Origin of the sequence: Pseudomonas sp. R2-7-07 (assembly GCF_003852355.1) — a bacterium.
In the GTDB taxonomy this organism is placed as follows: Bacteria; Pseudomonadota; Gammaproteobacteria; order Pseudomonadales; family Pseudomonadaceae; genus Aquipseudomonas.
This window is the reverse complement of record NZ_CP027759.1, coordinates 3679330-3701697: the sequence shown is the minus strand read 5'-3', so window position 1 is coordinate 3701697 and position 22368 is coordinate 3679330. Positions and strand designations below refer to the sequence as shown.

The 22368-nt window shown below is 58.7% G+C and carries 15 protein-coding genes, 1 tRNA gene and 3 pseudogenes; 10 read left to right on the top strand and 9 right to left on the bottom strand.

Features of this window, described 5'->3' with window-relative positions; translation table 11 throughout:
• The first annotated feature begins 69 nt into the window (after positions 1-69).
• From pheS to C4J86_RS16855, 5 genes are all read left to right on the top strand, one after another.
• Positions 70-1086: a phenylalanine--tRNA ligase subunit alpha gene (pheS, locus tag C4J86_RS16875; RefSeq protein ID WP_034099107.1), complete on the top strand. Its 1017-nt coding sequence runs from the start codon at positions 70-72 to the stop codon at positions 1084-1086.
• A 26-nt stretch (positions 1087-1112) separates the two neighbouring features.
• Complete coding sequence (pheT, locus tag C4J86_RS16870; protein ID WP_124371237.1) at positions 1113-3491, top strand: phenylalanine--tRNA ligase subunit beta; 2379 nt, start codon at positions 1113-1115, stop codon at positions 3489-3491.
• Between the two features lie 3 nt (positions 3492-3494).
• A complete protein-coding gene (gene ihfA, locus C4J86_RS16865; RefSeq protein ID WP_002553164.1) occupies positions 3495-3797 on the top strand; it encodes an integration host factor subunit alpha in 303 nt (100 codons plus the stop codon).
• Positions 3778-4134, top strand: coding sequence for a MerR family transcriptional regulator (locus C4J86_RS16860; protein WP_003219935.1), 357 nt, complete (start codon positions 3778-3780; stop codon positions 4132-4134). The genes ihfA and C4J86_RS16860 overlap by 20 nt, the downstream gene beginning before the upstream one ends.
• Before the next feature lie 90 nt (positions 4135-4224).
• Positions 4225-4301: transfer RNA gene (locus tag C4J86_RS16855), tRNA-Pro, on the top strand.
• Between the two features lie 69 nt (positions 4302-4370).
• On the opposite strand, the pseudogene C4J86_RS16850 reads toward C4J86_RS16855, so the two are convergent.
• The 3 genes and pseudogenes from C4J86_RS16850 to C4J86_RS16840 all read right to left on the bottom strand — a co-directional run.
• A pseudogene (locus C4J86_RS16850) lies at positions 4371-5389 on the bottom strand (tyrosine-type recombinase/integrase); the annotation flags it as partial.
• A 38-nt stretch (positions 5390-5427) separates the two neighbouring features.
• Positions 5428-5562 (bottom strand): annotated as a pseudogene (locus C4J86_RS27435) (Arc family DNA-binding protein); the annotation flags it as partial.
• A 48-nt stretch (positions 5563-5610) separates the two neighbouring features.
• Entirely contained in the window at positions 5611-5832 is a 222-nt protein-coding gene (locus C4J86_RS16840) for a hypothetical protein (protein ID WP_124371236.1), read from the bottom strand.
• 326 nt (positions 5833-6158) lie between these two features.
• On the opposite strand from C4J86_RS16840, the gene C4J86_RS16835 reads away from it, so the two are divergent.
• The 5 genes from C4J86_RS16835 (at position 6159) to C4J86_RS16810 (ending at position 8724) form a co-directional block, all read left to right on the top strand.
• On the top strand, positions 6159-6290 hold the full coding sequence (locus C4J86_RS16835) for a YHYH domain-containing protein (RefSeq protein ID WP_094030725.1): 132 nt from the start codon (positions 6159-6161) through the stop codon (positions 6288-6290).
• A gap of 164 nt (positions 6291-6454) precedes the next feature.
• Positions 6455-6673: a hypothetical protein gene (locus C4J86_RS27105; RefSeq protein ID WP_124372450.1), complete on the top strand. Its 219-nt coding sequence runs from the start codon at positions 6455-6457 to the stop codon at positions 6671-6673.
• Positions 6674-6806: 133 nt separating this feature from the next.
• Positions 6807-7721 (top strand): hypothetical protein, encoded by a 915-nt coding sequence (locus C4J86_RS16825; RefSeq protein ID WP_124371235.1) that lies wholly within the window; start codon positions 6807-6809, stop codon positions 7719-7721.
• Between the two features lie 95 nt (positions 7722-7816).
• Positions 7817-8143, top strand: coding sequence for a DUF2388 domain-containing protein (locus tag C4J86_RS16820; protein ID WP_124371234.1), 327 nt, complete (start codon positions 7817-7819; stop codon positions 8141-8143).
• Positions 8144-8529: 386 nt separating this feature from the next.
• Complete coding sequence (locus C4J86_RS16810; protein ID WP_124371233.1) at positions 8530-8724, top strand: hypothetical protein; 195 nt, start codon at positions 8530-8532, stop codon at positions 8722-8724.
• A 437-nt stretch (positions 8725-9161) separates the two neighbouring features.
• Here C4J86_RS16810 and C4J86_RS27430 read toward each other — a convergent pair.
• From C4J86_RS27430 to C4J86_RS16770, 6 genes and pseudogenes are all read right to left on the bottom strand, one after another.
• Positions 9162-9419, bottom strand: a pseudogene (locus C4J86_RS27430) (transposase); the annotation flags it as partial.
• Between the two features lie 649 nt (positions 9420-10068).
• Positions 10069-10317, bottom strand: coding sequence for a hypothetical protein (locus tag C4J86_RS16795; protein WP_124371231.1), 249 nt, complete (start codon positions 10315-10317; stop codon positions 10069-10071).
• A gap of 202 nt (positions 10318-10519) precedes the next feature.
• Positions 10520-10843: a hypothetical protein gene (locus C4J86_RS16790; RefSeq protein WP_124371230.1), complete on the bottom strand. Its 324-nt coding sequence runs from the start codon at positions 10841-10843 to the stop codon at positions 10520-10522.
• Between the two features lie 721 nt (positions 10844-11564).
• Positions 11565-11846 (bottom strand): hypothetical protein, encoded by a 282-nt coding sequence (locus C4J86_RS16780; protein WP_124371229.1) that lies wholly within the window; start codon positions 11844-11846, stop codon positions 11565-11567.
• 95 nt (positions 11847-11941) lie between these two features.
• Positions 11942-16105: a hypothetical protein gene (locus tag C4J86_RS16775; RefSeq protein ID WP_124371228.1), complete on the bottom strand. Its 4164-nt coding sequence runs from the start codon at positions 16103-16105 to the stop codon at positions 11942-11944.
• 44 nt (positions 16106-16149) lie between these two features.
• A complete protein-coding gene (locus C4J86_RS16770; protein ID WP_124371227.1) occupies positions 16150-22353 on the bottom strand; it encodes a hypothetical protein in 6204 nt (2067 codons plus the stop codon).
• Positions 22354-22368: the final 15 nt, after the last annotated feature.

The following is a 22368-nucleotide window of genomic DNA, read 5'->3' as shown; positions in this document are numbered from 1 at the left end:
GGTGGTAAACGTCATAAATAGGGGAAGAGCCTTCAAGCTCTTCCCCTATTTTGTATCTGGAGTCTGTACATGGAAAACCTGGACGCGCTCGTCGCTCAAGCTCTTGAGGCTGTGCAAAGCGCTGAAGATATCAATGCCCTGGAGCAAATCCGGGTTCACTACCTTGGTAAAAAGGGTGAATTGACTCAGGTGATGAAGACCCTGGGGAATTTACCGGCTGAAGAGCGCCCGCAGGTCGGTGCGCTGATCAACGTTGCCAAGGAGCGCGTCACCGAGGTTCTCAATGCGCGCAAGGCGTCGCTCGAGGAGGCCGATCTTGCGGCCAAGCTCGCCGCCGAGTCCATTGACGTGACCTTGCCTGGCCGTGGCCAGGCCTCGGGCGGTTTGCACCCGATCACCCGGACTCTGGAACGTATCGAACAGTTCTTCACCCACATTGGCTACGGCATTGCCGAAGGCCCTGAGGTCGAAGACGATTATCACAACTTCGAGGCGCTCAACATCCCAGGCCATCACCCGGCCCGGTCGATGCACGACACCTTTTATTTCAACGCAAACATGTTGCTGCGCACCCATACCTCGCCGGTACAGGTCCGCACCATGGAAGCGAACAAGCCGCCGATCCGCATCGTCTGCCCAGGCCGTGTGTACCGGAGCGACTCCGATATTACCCACTCGCCGATGTTCCACCAGGTCGAAGGCCTGCTGGTTGATCGCGATATCAATTTCGCCGACCTCAAAGGCACCATCGAAGAGTTCCTTCGGGTGTTCTTCGAGAAAGAGCTGGCGGTGCGTTTCCGTCCATCCTTCTTCCCGTTCACCGAGCCGTCCGCTGAAGTCGATATGGAATGCGTGATGTGCAGCGGTAAAGGCTGTCGCGTGTGCAAGCAGACCGGCTGGCTGGAAGTGATGGGTTGCGGCATGGTCCACCCTAACGTGCTGCGCATGTCCGGGATCGATCCGGAAGAGTTTTCGGGCTTTGCCTTCGGCATGGGCGTTGAGCGTCTGGCCATGCTGCGTTACGGCGTGAACGACTTGCGTCTGTTCTTCGACAACGACTTGCGGTTCCTCGCGCAATTTCGCTAGTCGTAACGAATCTTTAGGAGAGCAGGATGAAATTCAGTGAACAATGGCTGCGTGGCTGGGTAAGCCCGCAGGTAGATCGCGACGAGCTGGTTGCTCGTCTGTCGATGGCCGGTCTTGAGGTCGATAGCGTTACCCCGGCCGCCGGTGTATTCAGCGGCGTGGTGGTGGGCGAGGTGCTGAGCACCGAGCAGCACCCGGATGCCGACAAATTGCGGGTGTGCCAGGTCAGCAATGGCGCCGAAACCTTCCAGGTCGTGTGCGGAGCGCCCAATGTGCGCCCGGGCCTGAAGATTCCATTTGCCATGATCGGTGCCGAACTGCCGGGCGACTTCAAGATCAAGAAAGCCAAGCTGCGCGGCGTCGAGTCCAACGGCATGCTGTGCTCCCAGGCCGAGCTGCAGGTAGGCGAGGGCAACGACGGCTTGATGGAACTGCCGGGCGACGCGCCAGTGGGCCAGGACATCCGTGTTTACCTGGAGCTGGAAGACGCCAGCATTGAGGTCGACCTGACCCCGAACCGTGGCGATTGCCTGTCCCTGGCCGGTCTGGCCCGTGAAGTGGGCGCGCTTTACAACGTGCCTGTTACCCGCCCGGTGGTTGCCAGCGTGCCTGCCGTGCACGACGACGTGCGCTCGATTGAAGTGCTGGCGCCAAACGCCTGCCCCCGTTACCTGGGGCGCGTGATCCGTAACGTCGACCTGTCCAGGCCGACTCCGCTGTGGATGGTCGAGCGCCTGCGCCGCGCTGACGTGCGCAGCATCGATGCGGCCGTCGATATCACCAATTATGTGATGCTGGAGCTGGGCCAACCGCTGCACGCGTTCGACCTCGCCGAAATCAATGGCGGCATCCGCGTGCGTATGGCAGAAGAAGGCGAGAAGCTGGTACTGCTCGACGGCCAGGAAGTCAGCCTGCGCGCGGACACGCTGGTCATCGCCGATCACTCCCGTGCCCTGGCAATTGCCGGCGTGATGGGCGGCGAGCACAGCGGCGTATCGGCGACCACTCGCGACGTATTCCTTGAAAGCGCGTTCTTCGACCAGATCGCCATCGCCGGCAAGGCCCGCTCATACGGCCTGCACACCGATGCGTCGCACCGCTATGAGCGTGGCGTGGACTGGAAGCTGGCCCGTGAAGCGATGGAGCGTGCCACTGGCCTGCTGCTGGAAATCACCGGTGGCGAAGCCGGCCCGATCACCGAGACTGTCAGCGAACAGTACCTGCCGTCCGTTGCGCCAATCACGCTGCGCGCCAAAAGCGTTGAGCAAATGCTCGGCCTGGTGATCGAGCCAGCCGAGATTGAGCAACTGCTATCGGCCCTCGGCCTCGCCATTTCTGCGGGTGGGGAAGGGCAGTGGCACGTTGAAGTGCCAAGCCATCGCTTCGATATCAGCCTGGAAGTTGACCTGATCGAAGAACTGGCCCGCCTGTACGGCTACAACCGCCTGCCGGTTCGTTACCCGCAAGCGCGTCTGGCCCCCCAGCCGAAAGCTGAAGCCCGTGCACATCTGCCGGAACTGCGTCGCCTGCTGGTTGCCCGTGGGTATCAGGAAGCGGTGACTTACAGCTTCATCGATCCAAAGCAGTTCGAGCTGTTCAACCCAGGTGTTGAGCCGCTGTTGCTGGCCAACCCCATTTCCAACGATATGGCGGCCATGCGTTCGTCGCTGTGGCCAGGCTTGATCAAGGCGCTGTCCCACAACCTGAACCGCCAGCAAGATCGCGTGCGCATGTTCGAAAGCGGCCTGCGCTTTGTCGGTCAGCTCGATGGCTTGAAGCAAGAGTCGATGCTGGCGGGTGTGGTCTGCGGTAGCCGCCTGCCGGAAGGCTGGGCACAAGGCCGCGATGCCGTGGACTTCTTTGACGTCAAGGCTGACGTGGAAGCGGTGCTGGGCTTTGCCGGTGCGCTGGACGCCTTCACGTTCCTGCCAGGCAAACACCCTGCGCTGCACCCAGGCCAGACGGCGCGTATCGAGCGCGAAGGTCGTTTGGTCGGCTTTGTCGGTGCCATTCACCCGGAACTGTCGAAAACCCTGGGCCTGGATCGTCCAGTCTTCGTTTTTGAGCTGGTCCTGGCTGAAGTTGCGTCGGGTAAGATGCCCAAATTCAGCGAGCTTTCGCGCTTCCCTGAAGTACGCCGCGACCTGGCCCTGATCGCCGGCCGTGAAGTCGCTGCCACTGCCGTTCTGGATGTAATCCGAGAAAATGCAGGGGAATGGCTGACAGACCTCAGGCTATTTGACGTCTATCAGGGTAAAGGCATTGATCCGCATAGAAAAAGCCTTGCGGTTGGCTTGACCTGGCAGCATCCATCGCGCACTCTTAATGACGATGAGGTGAATACCACGACACAAAATATCCTCACCTCGCTCGAACAAAGGTTGAACGCCACGTTAAGGAAGTGACGTATGGGGGCTTTGACGAAAGCTGAGATGGCGGAACGTCTGTACGAAGAGTTGGGTCTGAACAAGCGCGAGGCCAAGGAATTGGTCGAGCTGTTTTTTGAAGAGATCAGGCACGCTCTGGAAGACAACGAACAGGTCAAATTGTCCGGTTTCGGCAATTTTGACCTGCGGGACAAACGCCAGCGGCCTGGCCGCAATCCAAAAACGGGAGAAGAAATCCCGATCACGGCTCGCCGTGTGGTCACCTTTCGTCCAGGGCAGAAGTTGAAGGCCCGAGTTGAGGCTTATGCTGGAACCAAGTCATAACGACGAACTACCCGTCATCCCGGGCAAACGCTACTTCACCATCGGTGAAGTCAGCGAGCTGTGTGCGGTAAAACCGCACGTGCTGCGCTACTGGGAGCAGGAGTTTCCTCAACTCAACCCCGTCAAACGCACTGGGAACCGCCGGTATTATCAGCGCCAGGATGTGCTGATGATCCGGCAGATCCGCGCGTTGCTGTACGACCAGGGGTTCACCATCAGCGGCGCGCGCCAGCGCATGTCCGGTGATGAAGCCAAAGACGACACCACCCAATACAAGCAAATGATCCGCCAGATGATCTCCGAACTCGAAGATGTGCTGGTGGTGCTGAAGAAGTGATTCAGGCTTTAAAAATACTTCCACATTTCAAAAGCTTGCGGTATATTCCGGTTCGCTTCGTTAAGAAGCAAACCCAGTAACACGCCTAGTCGGGGCGTAGCGCAGTCCGGTAGCGCACTAGCATGGGGTGCTAGGGGTCGAGTGTTCGAATCACTCCGTCCCGACCATATTTTTCAATGACTTAGCCGAACTCTAACCAGTTCGGCTTTTTCATGCGTAGGGACTTTTGCGGGGGATCATCCCGATTTCCTCCTCAAGATCGTCAGCGCTGGACCCCTAGAGTCAGTTGCCGAAACTTTGTTCGCAGCCTCAATCAAGTGCTGCAGCTCCGGGGTAGAATAGTGGCTAGTAATGCTGCCGTTCTTATGCCCCAACAGTGCTTTCCGATCTTCCTCTGTCACGCCTGCTGCACGTAGCCTTCTGCCAAAGGTGTGCTTCAGGTCGTGAATCCGGAATGCCCTGAACCCTGGATGCGCCGGCGACTGGTTGCTTTGTTCCCATTTGTCCGCCGAACGCTTCTTGGCCTTCCTCAGGCCGAGTCATTCATTCTGTCCATGGTGGTGGCCCCATATTGATCTGGCTGTCCGTAGGGGAACACCAGGTCTTTGTGCAGGCCGCGTTGCTTGTCGATGATGTTCATCGCCACCCTGTTCAGGATCACCAGGCGTTCATCGCCGTTCTTCACACCTGCTTTATCACTTCGCCCGCCGAATCCGGCAGGTATCAGAAATACGCTGGTATTTAGATCCGGCACCTGTATCTCCCATTCCCATCGCAACTTGCACACTTCCTGCTCCCTGCATCCCGTGTTCACCTTGTAGAGGGCCATCCTCAACAAATGATCCGGCAGTTCGGGAAACAGACTCGCCTACTCTTCCCACGACATCGGGTAGGGCTTCCTGGCTGACCTCTTTTCCTCAAGCATCGATATCATCGGCACGCTTTCCAGCCAGGGCCGTTTTTCAGCATCGCACCATTTGCGGTGGCATAGGTTCAAGATCCTGACGACACGTTGCAGGGCTATATTGACCGTCCTGTTCGATACGCCTGGCTTGACCTTCCCTATGTCCGTCTTGCTTGGCCGCTGCCTGTCACGGATGAATGGGGCCAAGGTCCCGTCATCAATGTGTGTGATTGGCAGATCGCCGATGTACGGGTCAAGCTGTTCGATGTGGGATGCGGAAAGGCCGATCGATGCTTGGTCTTTGAACTCAACCAGGAATCGGGTCGCCGCCTCACGCCAGGTTCGCACCTGAGCAGGGCTTGGCGATTCTTTCCGTCCAGATACTGGCGCACGGCTTGGACGAATACGCTGTTCATGCTGCGATCCGCGGTGTTCGCAGCTGCTTCAATGTCAGCGCGTAGGCCGTCCGGCAGGCGCACCACAAACTTGTCGGCGGTGCGGGAATCGTATTGATTGGTGCTCATGATGATCTCCTGGGTATCTCCAAAATATGGGGGAGCTGGCTGAGTGGGTTAATCGCCTGATTTCGGCGTGGTGATAAGTAGGAATAAGCAGGCACTCGCAATGAGCCAGACTGCGGTACCGAAGAAAGCCGCAGCCACGTCGAAATCCGAGGAACTGCTGATCAGGTAGTGGGCGGCAAAAAGCAGCCAGGCGCTAGAAGCGGTGATGTAGAGCAGGATGGAAATCAACACTTTGAATAGCTGAAGCGGTGTGATGGGTTTACGTGACATTCACTTTCTACAGGGCGAGCAAGGGCCCGCCGCGTTGTTGGCTTTCGCAAAAAAATTGAGGTGCTCTTGTTTCGCCATGAGGTGGCGAAGGAGTGGCTGTAAATTAGCAATAGCTAAATAAATTAGCAGATTATTTTTGCTGATTTCAGTTTGCTAATTCACATGCCGAAATAAACCTGCCTGGGGTGGCTCGTAGTGGCGAAGTAATGGTGCTAAATTTTGCGCACCGGTCGCGTCTGGGGTTAGCCAGTCGCGCGATGGAGAGGCATAGGATGAAGATCCGTCAGATCGACAAAACACAAAATAATAATCACAGGAAGTGAATCATGAAAATTATCACCCTCGTACTCGCGGCAGTTCTTGCCGTCACCTCTGTATCTGCAATCGCTCACGGCGGTCGTACCGACAAGCAGGGCTGCCATAACGACAAGAAAGCGGGAACACGGCATTGTCACTGATTCAAGCCCTGAGGATTTTGGAGCGTCTAGGCCTTGCAGCGAATGAGGCAGATGCCCAGGCCGTTGAGGATGTGCATCGTGTTTCATTCGGACGAGGATCGGTTGGCGAGGTATGTGGATGAGGTGAAGGACGGTCGAATAACCCGTACCGCGGAACAGCGCAAATAACTGCAAGGCGAGAGCAGAGCTTCTGGAGCAGGTTTGGGGTCTGGGCTTGGCTGGCATTGCTCATGGTGATTCCTTTCACTTCCGACACTGGCTGGCCGGGTGGGGGCTCATCCAATCGTAAGCGGGTATTCAGCCCTGGCTTCGTTGTGCTCTGCGTGTTCGTTGCAGTGATTGAGTTGATAGTGCCGAACCACTTCTATGGCGTGGTCGGGTGAGCTGACGGTCGACTGATATCAGATTTATAGCTGGATGGGGCGGCATTGAGATGGTTCTAGGGATGGTGGAAGTTATAGCCAAGAGACCGAACAGCAGGCCGTCTATTTTTTGTTGTTTATCATGGAGTTAACGATGAAAAATCAAGGTTTGCAGGCCATTAAAAAGCAGTTCACTCTCGACCTAGGTGTGGAGGTCCAGCGAGATGTCAACGGGATAGAAATGGGTATTCTGGAAAACGGAATACCATTTCTCACACAGCGTGGCTTGGCATTGGCAACTGGAGCGCAGCGTAGTGCGATCCAAGAGATAACCCAAGAATGGATCGACCACTTCGACGACGAAATCCTGACGAAGGATAGAATTTCATTTATCAGAGAATACTTGTTCGCTCAGGGATACACTGATAAATCCCTATATATTGAGACCGTACGAGAAGGGAAGCCACATTACGCATACCCTGACGTCGTTTGCATGGCAATTCTCGAATATTATGCATTTGAGACGAAATCACCTAACAAGCAAGCAACTGTTAACTATAGGAATTTTGCAGCGCTCGGATTACGTCGTTTTATATACGACTCTCTAAACTATACCCCGGGTGACAAATGGCAATATCACCATGAAAGGGTATCCATACTTAACAATGCTGCACCCTTAGGCTATTTCATAATTTTCAACGAGATAACGGGTCTCATAGTGGATCTGATAACTGCTGATCTCACCGTAAACCACAAAACTATACCTGACATAAGCGTTGGTCAGATGTGGGCTAAACACTGGAGAGAGTTTAACTATTCATCTATATACGGTGAGCGTGTACCTTGCCAGCATAATTATCCGGCTCGATACCCGCAGGCAAAAAGCAATCCGCAAGAGGCTAGCGCTTATCCGAACCATGCCCTCGCCGAATTCCGCAGATGGTTTAGGTACGACTATCTCGTCACTAGATTCCCGGAGTACATATTGAAAAAAGCGCCAATGTTGACAGGGGGCAAGGCAGAGGCGCTGAAGATCGGATCTATGTACCAACCGAAACAGATAAAATAGCTATAGAGCCTGGCCCAGCGCCGGGCTTCTTGTATCTGGCGAATCCCCTACTCTGCTATCGTGGCACGCTCTGATTACAATGGAAGCAAAGAAGAATGGACTCATGGAAGACTCTGTTAATCACCTTATTGGCGCTAGTTGGTACTCAAGCAGTGGGCGCAGAAAATGCAAACCCTATCGATAAAGGGCTGATCATTACCACGTTTCTACCCACCATCTTGATTGCGGGAACCACATCCCTCACGACCGAGCCACCAGAGACATTCAAATCAGCCAAGACTGATGCCCTGGCTTTCATTGGCTCAGACGGCGAGATTCGTGGCGCGGAGTTTGAGCAGGCGTCCCGGTATTATCGTTCGGCCTACACCTCGCCTCATATGTCCGACATGCAACTGGCCCAGGCAATCGCTACCTCGTACTGAGCGCGACCTTTCACGACCTTTTCACAGTCGAGCGCCTATGGTTACCCCAGCTCCTAGTGAACATCCCTTTAAGCCCGCTATCCCCCATCGCGGGCTTTTCTTTGTCTGATCTAAAGCGATTTCGGGTCAATCCCAATCAAGCGAAGAGACTGTGCAAGGGACTCGTCCAGCACGACTTCGCCAGTGGTGGATGCCGTCTGATTGATGCCAACCGTTCTGAACTTAAGAGTCTGCCCCGCTAGCATCTGCCTCAAAATTGACTTGGCCTTGTCCCCGCCCGTAATGGTGTAAGGGCTCATTATCTTGTAAACATTTTCCATGGCCTGAGCCTGGGTCTTTCCCTATGATCCCAACGAGCTTGAACGTATTTTGAACGGAGAATCCCAATGAAGGGCGAAAATGCAGCAGACGTTGCGACGAAGATTCATGGTTCGTCGAAGATGTCTGATTTTTTCCGCCACGGGTCCGTGGAGGAAAGACGGGCGGTTTATCATATGGCAGCTAGTGCAGCCATTGAAGAGCAGAGGGAAGTGATCCGCGCAGCGAAACCTGGCGAAACCCTGACTGTAAAACCTCGATAATTCCGTATTCTTGTCCTTAAGCCCAGCCTCGCGCTGGGCTTTTGCATCTGGCTCAAGGCTTTTCAGCGTTGGCCTTCTCCAGCAGGGCAGCTATGCCCTCAAGCAGCACCAAGTCCGACTCCTTGAGTTTTCCCTTCGCCGCGGCCCTGGCGAGCTTTTCGATAACCGCAATTGCTCGCGGCGTAGCCTTGTCCTGGAGGGCTTAATAAGCCGACGCTGCCTCTCTCACCACATCCTGACGGGTGTACTCGCGCTCGATCATCGCCGGACCGCCCGTTCGGGTTGACCAACACACCAGGCGTGAGCCCGATTTTCTGCTCCAAGTTGAGCGCCGCCTTCTCGCCCAGGGAGCGATGCCCGTTGAGGATCTGGGACAAATAGGATGCGTCCAGATCGTGCTGGTCGGCGAGTCTTTCTGGCTGAATGGGCCGATGACGCGCGCCCCAGAAGCATTTGTCGAACAAGATGATCGAATTGTCCGGAATTTGTCCCAGAAACGTTTCGGCCAACCGCATTTCACTGCCCCGATAAGGGCTGAGCTGCGCATCGAGGATGACATGAGAACGGACATTCATCAGCGCAACGAGCCGCAGCATCGGAAACGGGGTCTGACGGTCGGTGCCGGTATTACCGGAGCCGAAATGCTCTCTGAGCTCAGGTGAGTCAGCAGTTCGCAGCAGTGCACCATCCACCGAAGCGGCGCCGTCGTATCGTGGCTTGCGCCGAGAGGTTCAGCGCACTCGCTACCCACTCGATAGGGATGTTCTGAGTGAAGGTACTCAGGTCAGAAAAATTGAAGAGATCGCCGAGGTCGAGCAACTGCTGCTGAATGGGCATAAAAAAATCCGATGCCAGGGGTCTGACATCGGATTCTCTAGAAAGCCCGGCTTGGACTCAAATGCTTAAGTGAACAGCATTACGGTCAGGCGCCGGGCTTTTTGCGTCAGATCTGTCGGAAGATCGCTTCCTTCGGAAGGGTATACCCCTCCATTTCTGTTGTTAGCGCGAGGCGTTTGTCCTCAGGGCTCATATCTCGAGCCTGTGCTGGTGTCCAGCCATGTTTGTTGACCAGATACAAATGCACCGCGTCCAAGCCATAGAGGTTGCCAAGATCGTGGTTTTTTCCGCCAAGTGATCGCCAAATACATCCAACGAATATGCGATATCGGCTTCAGCATGGAGTAGTCGGTAAGTAGCTTCGTAATGTTCTAGTGCTCTTGCCATGAGAGTAAAGCTCCTTAGGGTCAGGGATAAGATGTCATTGATATGCGGAAGATCACGGCGTAAGGCCGCAATATCTTTCTTTGAGGGTAAAGCCACCGCACCGGTTTTTTTGTTCAGACGTTAGCCCTGAATTTCGACCTCAGTAACGGTTACAGTTTGCCGAGCCGCATAAAAGCCACGCTTGCTAAGGGAGTCCATGACCTTTTCACTCTGAAGCCCCATCGGTAGATCTTTGAAATCTACCTGCCCATGGAAAGTTAAGCCTTCCATGAACTTCGAGCCTTCGCCAGAAATACGCGGAATTTCTTTTCCATCCTCTACGATCAGGATTTTATCCAGAGCTTTGTCGCGGTAGATATCTACGAGCATTGCAGTTCCTCGTCCATGGTGGTGCCAAGATGGCTCCTCTTGTGCAGGGCTTGTTAGCACGATTTGTTTTGATTTGCCAAACCGACCAGCGAGTCGGTTTTTATTTCTCGAATTTACCTGTAGTTAGGACATCCTTCGGGACGGCCTGGACGTCGGTAGCCGGATAGTGCGACGTACGGAAATAACACCGGCAGCCCACGTATTAATCCTTTCTATTTTTTCTTATGGAAGGGGAGAGCTCTCGCAGCAGATCTTGTAGAAACCAAGAGCCCAGCAGAGTGAAATATAGTAGCTCTAGGACCTCGGTGCGCTCTATTGGCTTTGTACTGAAACCGAATGACGCCCAGATCCATAGGGTCCAAGAAATGAATCCAATACTGACACCAAACTTCGCCATGAACCTGGCTACGTTCGCGGTCATGTTCCCTGTCAACTGGCTGATTCGATCGATTGCAGCGGATTTGCTGAGCTGGTTAGCTATGACTGTCGCGATGATTGTCACCACAGTAGTGGTGATGATAGTCATGAGGGTATCGTTCGGCATCCGGTAATCCTTCCTTTTCTTGCCTGATGTGAGAGTCGGCAAGGTTAAGCGAAGGATCATCCGGATTACAGAAAATCTCAGGGCCTCGCCAAGTGCGGGGCTTTTTATTGCTCCAGTTTCACCTGTAGCCAGTGCAGCCTTCGGGAGCTCCTGGACGCGGTATCGCCGGAAGTCACGCGTCACGAAAGAACGCCGGCAGTCCACGTATTTATTTCGCCTGCAGGTTGCTCAAGTATCCTTTGCTAGCAGTTGAAAAGTGGATTCATGCTCAATCTAGACTTCAGTCGAGCCCAGCACTCTCAATATCGGCGGGATGGCTGACCTGTGGCCTCTATGCCCACGGGAAGTCCTTGCCGGGCCATGCCTGGGCGGTGGAGTTAATGGATTTGAACTGCTGATTCCACTAGGTGCCGAAACAGCTACCACCCAGAGGATATAGCGATGACTGAAGAAAAGAAGAAAGAGCCCGAGCAGGAAACCCCAGCGCACTCCACTGAGCAAGAGCGTGAGCGCTTGAAGGACTTCAACAAAGACGGCATTCCGCCTGGCGCTTGCTGATCTGTTCGCCACTTGACCCAATAGGCAGGACGTCCTAGCTGGATGGCCTCGACGCCAGGTTCATAACATCTCGTTGCTCCGCTGAAAGCGACCTGCCTGGTCAGCAGGCCTGGAATGTCCTGCCTTACCTCCTTCTGCTGTCAGTTCAGGAACGCAAAGGACGGCAGGCTTCTTCCAGAACGGCGCGTACAGCCTGGCATAACTCATCGTGCCCGGGCTTTTGGCGGAAGTCTCGAAGTTGTTGTTGAAGGGCGGTGAAAGCAGTTCCTTTGACGGTCTTTGCCAGGCTCAGTAGGGGGTCTGGTTGAATGTATTGCAGGTGGTCGGGCGCCATGTACAGCCCATTGAGGTTCTGGTAGTCAGCGTCGATCCAGGCGTACAGGTGATGGTCAAAGCGCTCGACAAACCGATAGCGACCAAAGTCCATGATCTGCAGCTGCAGGGTCTCGACGCTGGACTTCCCGGCCAGTTGTACAGTTTAAACCTGTCAATGTCTTCCACCGTACTCAGTGCGTTTTTGCCTCATAGACCTCCTTGTTCCGGGGGAACCTTGTTGGCCGATATCCAAAGATTTTCGATGCTCAGCAACGGCGGCTGGTTGTCTGAGGGCAATGCTCCCTGTGCCAGTTGGGTCGGATCGTCGGCGCTGAATGCGCGCAGGGTCAGGTCGACCCGGGCGTTGCCCTGGGCCGTGGCTTTTTCGGCCAGGCGCCAGCGATCGATGGCCTGGCTGAATGTGCTGATGAAGGCAGGCGGGGTGTTCAGCGAAGTGCTCACCGGCAACATCAGCGCGGCCGGCAGCACGGTGCGCGCGACGACTCCCTGCCCGGCGATGTCGTAGCTGTAGCGCCCCTCCATGCCCACCTGGACCGTGGTGCCGTTGCTGCCTGAACCCAGGGCGGCAAAAAACACATTCAAGTAATCCTCCAGACTCGCCTTCGCCACTGGCACGCTGTCCAGGGAAAAGCTGTCCTGAATGATGTGGGGGCTGATGCTGTCGACAAAACGCACGACCGGTGTGGAGAAGCGGAACAGCGGGTTGGTGTGCAAGGTGCCGATCTGCGCGGCGGGGAACAGGATGCGGTTGCGCTCCACCGACAGCGAAGCCCACGCGTCCTGATGATCGAACACGTTGAGGGCCGGCAGGCTGGTACAGCGCTCGTTGACCAGCAGCGCTTGCGCATAATCGAGCCATTCTGCCGGCACCACATTCTTGAGGCGATAACGGTAGGCGACCGCCCCGGGGATGTCCGGATCGATGACACTCACCGCCTCGTACTGCGTCGGATCTATTTCCACCCGCGGCGCCGGCAGGCTGACCTCGCCCCATTGCGCCAGGGTGGCGCTGATTCGGCCGGTACCTGGATCGTAGCTGGCCGCCACATCGTTGATGGTCATGTCCAGCAACAGGGTCTGGGCCGCCTCTTGCCCGTCGACCATCACCCAAGTGAGCACCTGGCTGAAGGCGCAGGTCAGCGCCTGAGGGGGCACAAACGCGGTTTTACTGCGGATCGGACTGGCCCAGGCATGGTAGGCATCGGTGACCTCCTGGACGATGTACACGAAGGCCGCCACCGCATGCTGGGCCGCAGCGATTTGCACTTCGGTCGGCTGGCTGACATTGATCGCGGTGAGGTTCTGCTGCATGGCCACTTCGATGCTCGGGTAAACAGTGACGAACTGGGCCAATGCCGCGACCAGGCTTTTACCGGTGCTGCGCAACGCTCCGTTGGTTGTCGGGGTGTTCAGGGCTATGGCGACGTTGAGGCTGTCCTGGGCGGCACCCCGGACCAGGGAGTCAAAGGCATAAGTCCACTTGCTCAGGTCCGAAGCACTTTGCGCCGGCTGTGCCCAGGCTGTCGCGGTCTGGCGCTGGACCGTCGGGGGTTCAGGCAAGGCTCGCAGCAGCACCGGCAGGTTCATGGTCTGCCCTCCGGCCAAGGGGATCAGCAACGGCCCGCCGATCAATGAGATCCAGTTCGACTGGGTGTAGCCGCTGATCCCCGGGACGCTGCGCACGTCGTGTTCCAGGTGACTGACCTGCAACGCCAGCTCCAGTGGTACATAGCTCCTTGCTGCCTCGTTGCGCGAATTGAACACAAACGCAAGGGCGCTTTCGCCAACCGAAGCCTGCAAGCGAATGCGGCCGCTGCCGAAGGCGTAGTTCTCGTTCCCTGTGCCGAGCGTTGACTGACTGGTACCCGATACGGTCGGCTGGCCGTACAGCGACAACGTTTGGTCGGTCGCGCTGCCTTGCACGCTGAAGCCGACGATAGCGGTGGTGCTGTAGGCCGAGTACAGCTGGTTGAGCAGGGCCTGGCGCAGTTTTTCAGCCGCTGCGGCCCGGGTTGCCCCGTCTTGCGGACCTGCCGATAGCACCGGTTCCAGGGTGGACGCGATATCGTCAGCCAGCACCTGTTTGGCGCTGAGGATTTTGCCGAGATAACCGTCCTTGAGCGGGTCCTTGCTGCCGAGCAGGATGTCGAGCAGGAACACTGAGGGGGTATAGGTCGGTGACAGGAAGCCGTCGATGGCCTTGAGGGCTGTTTCGAACCAGAGGTTCTGATCGACGCCCGTGAGGTTGAGTGTCGCCAAGTCATCGCCAGGGAACGGCTGGTCCGGCCGGTAGGTGGGGTAGATCTGCACGCTGTCGGAGGTCAGGCTGTTAGCGATCGGCCGGGCTGCGAAGTAGCCTGGGACCGGATCGATGCGGTAGCGAATACCTGCCGCGCCCTCCTGCTCGGCGAAACGGACGGCCCACAGCGTCTGGCTGCGTCCGTCCGGCGTGCTGCCGGGGTCTGCGGTGCCGCTGCCGACCCGTGTCAGCCAGGCGCCGGGGCGCAGGAACAGCGCCTCGAAGGCTGCGGCGAACACGCTATATCCACTGGTGCTGGCGGTCACTGGATCGGGGACCGGCAGCAGCGTACTGGTCACTGCCACGCCGCCTGCCAGGCCGGCGACATCCGGCGCCACCAGGGTCGAGACCCTCCGCAGGCTGAGGGTCAGGCTCAGGGGCAGGACCGAGCCGGGCGCGAGGCTATCGATATCCACCGCCAGGCACAGGCGCACGGTAGCGGGTGGTGCTGCAGTTGCGCCCTGGATCAATTGCCCGAGGTACAGAATCACCCCGTTGATGTAGTCCAGCAACGGCTGCGACTGGCTGACGTCGAGCTGGCTCAGCGGCTGGGCGAACAGGCTGTTGACCAGTTCCACGCTGACCGCGCGGCCGTTGCACCAGGGCAGGTTCAAGTCCTGGTAGGACTGGTTCAGTTGGTAGTAGATCAGGCTGAACATCTCCAGATCCTTACCGGCCTGGACCTTGATGTCGCCGCCGCCGGCCGGGTCGTAGCTGGAGGTGTCGAGGCTCAGGTGGATAACCAGTTGCACGCCGCCGGCAGCGGCTTCATAGGTGTAGAAGGCGCGGGTGTTGGGCCAGGCCGACAGGGCGATCAGGCGATCGTTGTAGCGCAACGGCAGCGGAGGATGGTTGAGGCTGCCACTGTAGCCGGGCGGCGGCTGCTGGAAGGGCGTCACGGTGATATTGCCAAAGATGTCCAGCCAGGAGAGGTTCACCTGGGCGAAGCTGCCCACACCTCGATAGGGGTTGTCGGAAGCGGACGGCAGGCCTGGGGCCACCGGCTGCGGGGCGGCATTGCTGGTAGCGCGGCGGGCCAGGCCAAGGGTTTGCTGATAGAAGTACTGGCTGTCCTCGGCCAGGGCGTTGAGGGCGTCGCGCCGGCTCTGCGGGTTGCGCATGGCTCGACGATGGATTTGCGCCTCAAGTTCATCCGCCCCGATGTCCGGCCGCTGTGGCCCGAAGGGCAGGGCCAGGTCGCTGGCGATGAACCAGGGCGAGCCGTCGATGCCCGCACTCAGCACCGAGTAAAGGTTGTACAGGTAGGCACTGGCATAACCGTCCGGGTCCACACTCGGGGAATCCACCGGTGGCGGGTTGTCACGCAGGACACTGAAAGCGGCATTGCCTTGGTTGAACACCGCTTGCAAATCGAAGGTCCGGGTATCCAGCGTCAACGCACTGCCGCTGGCCAGCAGCCCGACTACCCGCTCGGCGCCGACCGCCAATGCATCGAGATCGAGCCCGTAGTAGTCGGCCAGGGACCGCACGCTGTTGCCCGGTGCAAGGCTGCCGTCAACGACATAGACCAGTGCCGGGATGAACAGCGCCACGGTGCTGGCGGCGCTGACGCCGGGGTTGAGGGCCGCGATCTGCGCGGCGCTGACCGGTTGCAGTGCCCCCACCGAGTAATAGCGGGCCAGATTGTCGAGGATTGCCGCGGGCACGCCATTGCCTGCGCTGGAGTCGGCCGGTGTCACCAAGTGAATGATGCCGTCTATCGGTACTTGTGCGTTCGTGGTCAGTGTCGCGCCCGGATTGAGTTCGGCAATGCGGCCGGAGCCGATACCGTAGAACGTCGCCAGGCTTTCCAGGCTGTCACTGGCGCGGGTCGGCTGGCTGACACCGGCGGTGCTGGCCGAGCGCAGGGCCATGTGGCTGCCTTGCTGGATCACCGTATCGGTGGTCACAAAGGCATTGATGAAGTTGCACAGGCGGCCTAGCAGGGCACCCCGTGGATAGGTCATTACCAGGGTCAGGGTCGCCGTGCCACTGTCGTCGAAAATCCCATCGGGCAACCCGCTGGCGGCGATCACGTCGTAATAGCTCAAGTAGTAGCCGCCCGAACGGACGGTAGACAGTTCCCAGAGCAGTTTTACCACTTCCTGGGGGGATTGAGGATGCCGCGCGGCCCCGCGTCGTCGGCCGTGCGCGGGGTCATCAAGTCGGGTGGCGGGTTGGTTTCGGTCGACAGGTTGGTCTGCGTCAGGAACGCGAGGAAGTCGCTCTGTGCCTGACTCAGCAGGTTGCTGGCCTTGGCATTGCCCTGGGGCATCAGCAGGAACTGGCCGCTGATGATTGACGTACCCAGCTCGCTCACCGCGCTCAACAGGCGCTCCAGTAATTGCGCATCGGTGGCCGAAGGGCCGAGCAGTTGGTAGGTATACGCCAGGCTGCTGCCATCGCTGGCAATGACGCCGGGCTGGGCCTGGGGCAGCCGCTTGATGGTGAAGTCAACCCGGGTCGCGTAGCTGTAGGAGGCTATTTCACGGCGAGTAGTTTCGAGGGTCGCGGGGTCGGTTGAAACTTCCCAGGGAGTGAAGGCCGGCAGGTAGGGCAGTTGCTGCGAGAGATCAGGCAGTTGCGGGGCGAGACAGCCTACACGCTGGTTGCTCAGTCGGACCAGGCCATCCGGCAGGGACCAGAGTATCGGTTGCACGCTGGGCGCCGCTTCGGTTGAGGCTCGCAGGTTCGGCTGGCAGAGGTCACGCAACTGCTGCAGGTCAGCGGTCGACCACAGGGAGATGCTTTTAACCGCATAGTCTTTCGGGCTGCGGGCAACGGTCGGCAGCAGGCTGATGCTCGGTGCCGGCTGGAACTTGCCTCGTTGCGCGTAGGCCAGTACCACGCAAAGGTTGCTGTAGGCCTCGTTCAGGTTCATTGAGCCGCTGCTGCCGCCGGCGATCGTTACGAACGACAAGTCGACACCATGGCTGCTGGCGTCCCGGCTCAGGCTGATGGGGAAGTCAGTCCCGGGCATCTGGTCGGTTGGCGTGGGGAACTGCTGGCCGGTCAGTTGATAGAGACCATAGGCGCTCTGGTTGTTTGGGTAGAGAAATTGCGCGCCCAGGCTCAGGCCGCCCATGCCCGCCGGGTTCGACGGCAGGCGCAGGCCATAGGCCAAAAAGCGCGAAAGCATGCCGGCCAATTGGGCCAGTTGATCGGTGCCCACCACCACGGCCCACAGGTCTTGGGTAAAGAGGCTATCGAGGGCTGTCAGGGTGATCTGTTGCGTGGCAAATAGCGGCCCGACACTGACGTTGCCGGACAGCGGATCGCTGAACAGAGCCATGGCACTCACGCCAAAGCGTGCGCCGCTGCTGTTCAGGCTGTCGCCGGCGGCGGTCTGGTACGCCAGGCTCGGCAGCAGCAACGGTTGGCCCGGCAACAGCAGGTCGGCCATGATGTACAGCGCGCTGTCCCGGGCCAGTGCGGGCAGGTCGATTCCCAGGGCCCTGGCCAGGCTGTTGAACGTTTCTCCGGGGCCCGTGGTGTATTGGTGAATGTCGTTGCCCACCATCAGGCTGATGAGTTGACCGGCGGCAATCACCGTCGAGTTGCCGTTGGCCAGGATCAAACCCGCCGCAGTGGTCGTCCAACGGGCTGGCACGGCGCTGTCGGACCAGGCCCGTGCGACGCTTGCCAAGGTGTCGCTGCTTTGCAAGGCATAGGCGGGCAGGGGGATGTGCAGAGTCAGCCCATCGGTCAAGGCGACTTCGGCATTGGGCCGGACAATATCGTCGAGGGTCAGGCTGTTGCCACGTGCTTCATTGGTCCATTGCAGGATCTGCTCGATGGAGTTGCCGTTGGCCGTGGCATAGGCGTAGTCGTCAAAGGCATTGAGGGCGACCTGCAATAGTTGCCGGCCAATAACCATGAAGGCATCGGTAAAAATCACGGCGGCCATCGATTCGTTGTCATCGTCTGCAGCGCGCAGCGGCGGCGCGCTGCGCTCATCCTTGGCCGTGACAACGGCCGCCAGTTCCTTGAATAACTGCGCGACGTTGCTGCGATAGGTGCTGTTGGTGCCCACGTACTGGAGAAAGTCCAGGGTCGCGCTGCCGGCGTTTGCCAGGGGGACGTCCAGGGACAGGCCGTCGAAGACCGGGAACAGCACCGAGCCGGCCTCCAGCACCTGCTTGATCTGCGCCTGGTTGGCAGCGTCGGGCAAGGTGATGCTGACGTCGAAGGACGACAGGAACGTCAACAACTCGCTGATGCCGAACGGCGGGTTGGCCAGGTCGGCAATGCGTTCGATATCCACCTCCAGCAGGGCCTTGTCCACCAACGTGCCGAGGATGTCGGCCAGGGTGTCCTGCTCGCTTCTGGCTGAGCCCAGGGTGCCGATCAGCCACGGCAGGTAATCGGCGCACAGGCGCTCGAAACTGCTGGAGCCAACCGCCTGCCGTGTTTGTTGAGTCGGGGACGGTGCGTCCATGGTCAACAGGAACACGAAAGCACCTTGCTGGCCGCTGTAGCTGTTCACGCCTTCGTTGCACATCACGGTGAATTGCGGCGTCGCGTACAGGTTCAATGCCGGCTTGGTTGCACTGCGCGGCACCGACATTGCCTTGGGGGTGACGGCCCGTCGCTGGCCGGCGAGCTGCAGATGCCGAGCCTGGCGAGCCAGCAGCGCGGTCGGCTCGGCCCAGGGGGCCGGGCCGCTGTTGAGGGCATTGATCTCGAAGCGCGCCGAGACGTCGGCATGGAATGAAAAGCTGATGCTGAAACTGAACAATCCCAGGTCAATCTTGACCTTGACGCTGACTTCCACTGTGGCTCTGGCGGCGATAGGAATTGGCATGTAGCTCTCGTACGTCAGCGAGAGCGACAGGGTGATGCGCACGTTGACCGCCGCCGAAATAATCGCGAAGTCGATGCTGCCGTAGAGCAGGCCGATGACTCCGACTGTGCCCTGGATCTTGAAGTAGTAGTCGTCCTGCACACTGCCGTTGGCCGTGACCAGCGCGGTGGACGGGCGATAGGCGTGAAAGGCGGCGATAGTGCCCTCCAGGATGCCGAATACCGTCAGCGCGAAGCCGGCCTTGAGCGGCCCCTTGACGAAGTTGTAGCCCAGGCCCAGTTGCAGGCCCAGGCCGAAGACAATCACCGGGTCGAAAGTGCCCTGGGTGGTCTTCGGTACCTGGGTCGCGGTGACCGACGAGAGCTTGCCCAGGTAGAAACCACCGGCACCCAGCACTGGCACGCCGTACACGATCGCGCTAATCGAGAACGAGCGGCTAAAGTCGAGATTGTAGGGGAAGCCGATGTCGATGAAAAAATCGCCATTGGTATAGATCTTCACTCCGATCTCCGGCAGCACGATCGATACCGCACCGAAGTTCAGGTTGCGGATGCTGTCGGGAAAGGTCCATTCGATCTGGTAGACGCCCACATCGTCGGTGATTTTCTTGTAGAGGATGTCGAGCACCAGATTACCCAGCGCCTTGGCCTTCTCTCCGGCAAGGGCCAGGCGCAGGCCGTAGAGGTTGGGGTCGTTGAATACCAGCATCAGGTCGACGGTCCAGTCCTTGCCGGTCTTGAGCAGCAACAGTTGCCCGGCGATCAGCCAGTCGCTGTTGCGGTTGTAGTACGGCGTGCCCTTGGTACCGCTGTCGCCAGGGTTCAGCGGGTTGCTGGAACCGGTGGTTGAAGGCACCGCTTTCAAGGCGTCGATCACCGCTTTGGTATTAGCGAAGCTGTCGTAGCCACTGATGGCCACGCGTTGGCCAAGTACCAGCAACGGTAGGCTGAAATAGTCCGTACCTTGGCCCGGAACCGAAGGCAACTTGTCCACGGGCTGACCTTTCTGGGGATCCAGCAGGTTGCTCCAGTCCTGTTGTTCCTCGGGATTGTTGCCTTTGAACACAGAAGAGCCGTCGATGCCCAGGGTGATTTTGTCAACGCCGTCGACCTTCTTGCGCTCGAACACCAGGCCGTCGATGCTCATGAAGCCCAGGTCGATCTTGCTCGCCAGGGTGTATTTGGCGGCGATGGTCGGCGTGCTGCCGTTGCTGGTTTCCAGGCTGATGATCAGCGACAGGCCGTCGAGGGAAACCTGGTTGAGCACGTCCCAGGGTGAGTCGAGCGTGAAGTAGGGGTCGCCCAGGGACTGCATGAGTTTCTGGATCAGACGCCCCAGGCTCCAGTTTTTCAGGGTGAAGGTCAGGGTTTTCTTGTCGACCTGATAAATCGCCGTCAAGCCTTCCCAGGACAGGCTCAATTGGGCATTGCTGCCCTGATTGTCGGGCGCAAAGCTATAGCCCAGCAGCACGCTGTCGTTGAGGAAGCTGAAATTCCACAGCGTAGTGGCGCTGCCACTGTACTGCTGTTGGGCGGGTTTGCTGGCGTCGTAGCTCAGGCTCAGGGTGGCCAGGGTGTCGACGCTGAAGGCCTGGCCCAGGTTGAAGGTCCAGCGCAGGCTACCGGCGACGGTGTAGCGGTCGATCGGCGTCGCACCGGTGGCAAGAGTGGCGTCCACCTCAAGCGTGTCGACCAGCAGGGTGCCGGGCAGGAAGTCGGGGAATGTGAAGGCGCCACCGAAGCTGAGGAATTGGCTGACCAGCTGTTGCACATCCACCGGTTGCGCCAGCCGTGCGGCGACGGTCCAGGTGGCTGGGGACTCGGTGCCGTCATAGTCGATGCTGGCGTTGGCGAAATACGGCCCGATGCCAACCAGTCCGCCGATGCCTGCCTGGTAAGTGGTGACCGGCGCGGTATTGGCGACACCGCTGGCACTGGTGGGGGTGGTGGCCTTGATATAAAGCTGACCGTCGGTGACCGAGAGTATCGGCAGGCCGTCGAGCGTGAACAGGTTCAGGTCCAGTTCGAAGCCGGCGTTGAAGGCGTAGCTCTTGGCGCCCACGTCAAGGCTCAGGCCTACGTCGGACAGCGAGGCATCGACGAAGCTTTTGGGAATGCGGATCAAACCCAGGGTGAGCGCGGCAATCAGGTCGTTGAGATTGGCGGTACCGTCAAAACGTGCAAGCAGCTGGAGGTCGGAATTGAATTGGACGAAGAACAGGCCGTTTTCTCCGGTGGTCTTGCCCTTGAACACCTCGGGTAACAACAGGAACTGGGTCTGGAACAGAAAACTATAGGCACTGCCCTGGGGAAGATAGTTGATGCCCCACACCAACTCGAAATCGGTGACGCCGAAAACCAACTGGTTGGTCGGGTCCTGCAAGGGGACCCAAGGGTGCTCGACATTGATCACCGTCGGGTCTGCGCCCAAGGTCACGCTGGCGCTGCTCAGGGCCAGGCTGGGGCTAGTGGTGCCGCTGAGGCTGAGGCTGCGCAGGCCGATCCCGGAGAGGAACTGCTGCAAGACCGGTGGCGTTCCCGTGAAAAAACTGCCTTTGTTGTCCAGCAACTCGATGACCGTGGCCGGGGTCAACAGGGCGCTGCCGTCGTCGCTGTGACCGAGGTAGAAATTGAACGCGTTGCCATTGTTGATCTGGGCCAGGGCGCGCATCTGGTAGTCGATGGATTGACCGCGCTGGTCCGTCAGGCTCAGGTCGAGGCCCAGATACAGGCTGACCTGCTGGTCGTAGAAGGCTTGCGCCGGGTCGTCGCCGTCCTGCAGTTCCGGTGGGCCGATGATCAACCCGAAAACCGGCGCATCGACACTCAGGTACAACAGTTTCAGGCCGCTGTCCGCGCCGAGGAAAGGCGCCTGCAGGGTCGTGGTCGGCATGAAGATATCGATCCCGTCGACCTTGGCGAAATCCATGCTGCCGCTGAAGGGCAGGGCCAGGGTTGGAAAGCCCAGGCCCTGCACCACCGCGACCGCATTGCTGAGCTGGGCGGGCGGCGTCAGGTTGGCGGCAAAACCCTGGCAGGGACCCAGGTTGTCATTGAAGGTGAACACCGCGTTGCTGATCGCTGCCCACTTGAAGGGAATCCCGGTGGCAAAACTCGACAGATCGGACCAGCTCCAACTGGCCGGCGTGGTGACGATCTCCAGGCTCAGGGCCTGCGCGCCGTCGATGCCGCTCAGGCCGAAGGTCAGCACCAGCCCCTGCTGCACGTCCTGCTGCAGAAACCGCGCACTGACGCCCGTGACCTTGAACGTCTGGCTGGCCGGGTTCAGCGGTTGCACGCTTTGCGCGGTCAGGCTGATCGACAACCCGGCGACAGACGATTGGAAGGCCGCGTTGAGGTCGCTGTCCAGGCTGTCGGAAACGCTGACGCCGGCGTCAGCCAGGCCTGCGATCAGGTAGTCACGGGTAAGGAGGATCGGGGCGCCGGCATCGCGAGTCAGTGCCGCAGCGAGGTTGCTCAGTGGGTTGTTGGCCATCTGTCTTCTCCTTGA

Coding starts and splice junctions, on each gene's coding strand:
- pheS (WP_034099107.1), top strand. CDS start 70: ATGGAAAACCTGGACGCGCTCGTCGCTCAAGCTCTTGAGGCTGTGCAA.
- pheT (WP_124371237.1), top strand. CDS start 1,113: ATGAAATTCAGTGAACAATGGCTGCGTGGCTGGGTAAGCCCGCAGGTA.
- ihfA (WP_002553164.1), top strand. CDS start 3,495: ATGGGGGCTTTGACGAAAGCTGAGATGGCGGAACGTCTGTACGAAGAG.
- C4J86_RS16860 (WP_003219935.1), top strand. CDS start 3,778: ATGCTGGAACCAAGTCATAACGACGAACTACCCGTCATCCCGGGCAAA.
- C4J86_RS16840 (WP_124371236.1), bottom strand. CDS start 5,832: ATGTCACGTAAACCCATCACACCGCTTCAGCTATTCAAAGTGTTGATT.
- C4J86_RS16835 (WP_094030725.1), top strand. CDS start 6,159: ATGAAAATTATCACCCTCGTACTCGCGGCAGTTCTTGCCGTCACCTCT.
- C4J86_RS16825 (WP_124371235.1), top strand. CDS start 6,807: ATGAAAAATCAAGGTTTGCAGGCCATTAAAAAGCAGTTCACTCTCGAC.
- C4J86_RS16820 (WP_124371234.1), top strand. CDS start 7,817: ATGGACTCATGGAAGACTCTGTTAATCACCTTATTGGCGCTAGTTGGT.
- C4J86_RS16810 (WP_124371233.1), top strand. CDS start 8,530: ATGAAGGGCGAAAATGCAGCAGACGTTGCGACGAAGATTCATGGTTCG.
- C4J86_RS16795 (WP_124371231.1), bottom strand. CDS start 10,317: ATGCTCGTAGATATCTACCGCGACAAAGCTCTGGATAAAATCCTGATC.
- C4J86_RS16790 (WP_124371230.1), bottom strand. CDS start 10,843: ATGACTATCATCACCACTACTGTGGTGACAATCATCGCGACAGTCATA.
- C4J86_RS16780 (WP_124371229.1), bottom strand. CDS start 11,846: ATGGACTTTGGTCGCTATCGGTTTGTCGAGCGCTTTGACCATCACCTG.
- C4J86_RS16770 (WP_124371227.1), bottom strand. CDS start 22,353: ATGGCCAACAACCCACTGAGCAACCTCGCTGCGGCACTGACTCGCGAT.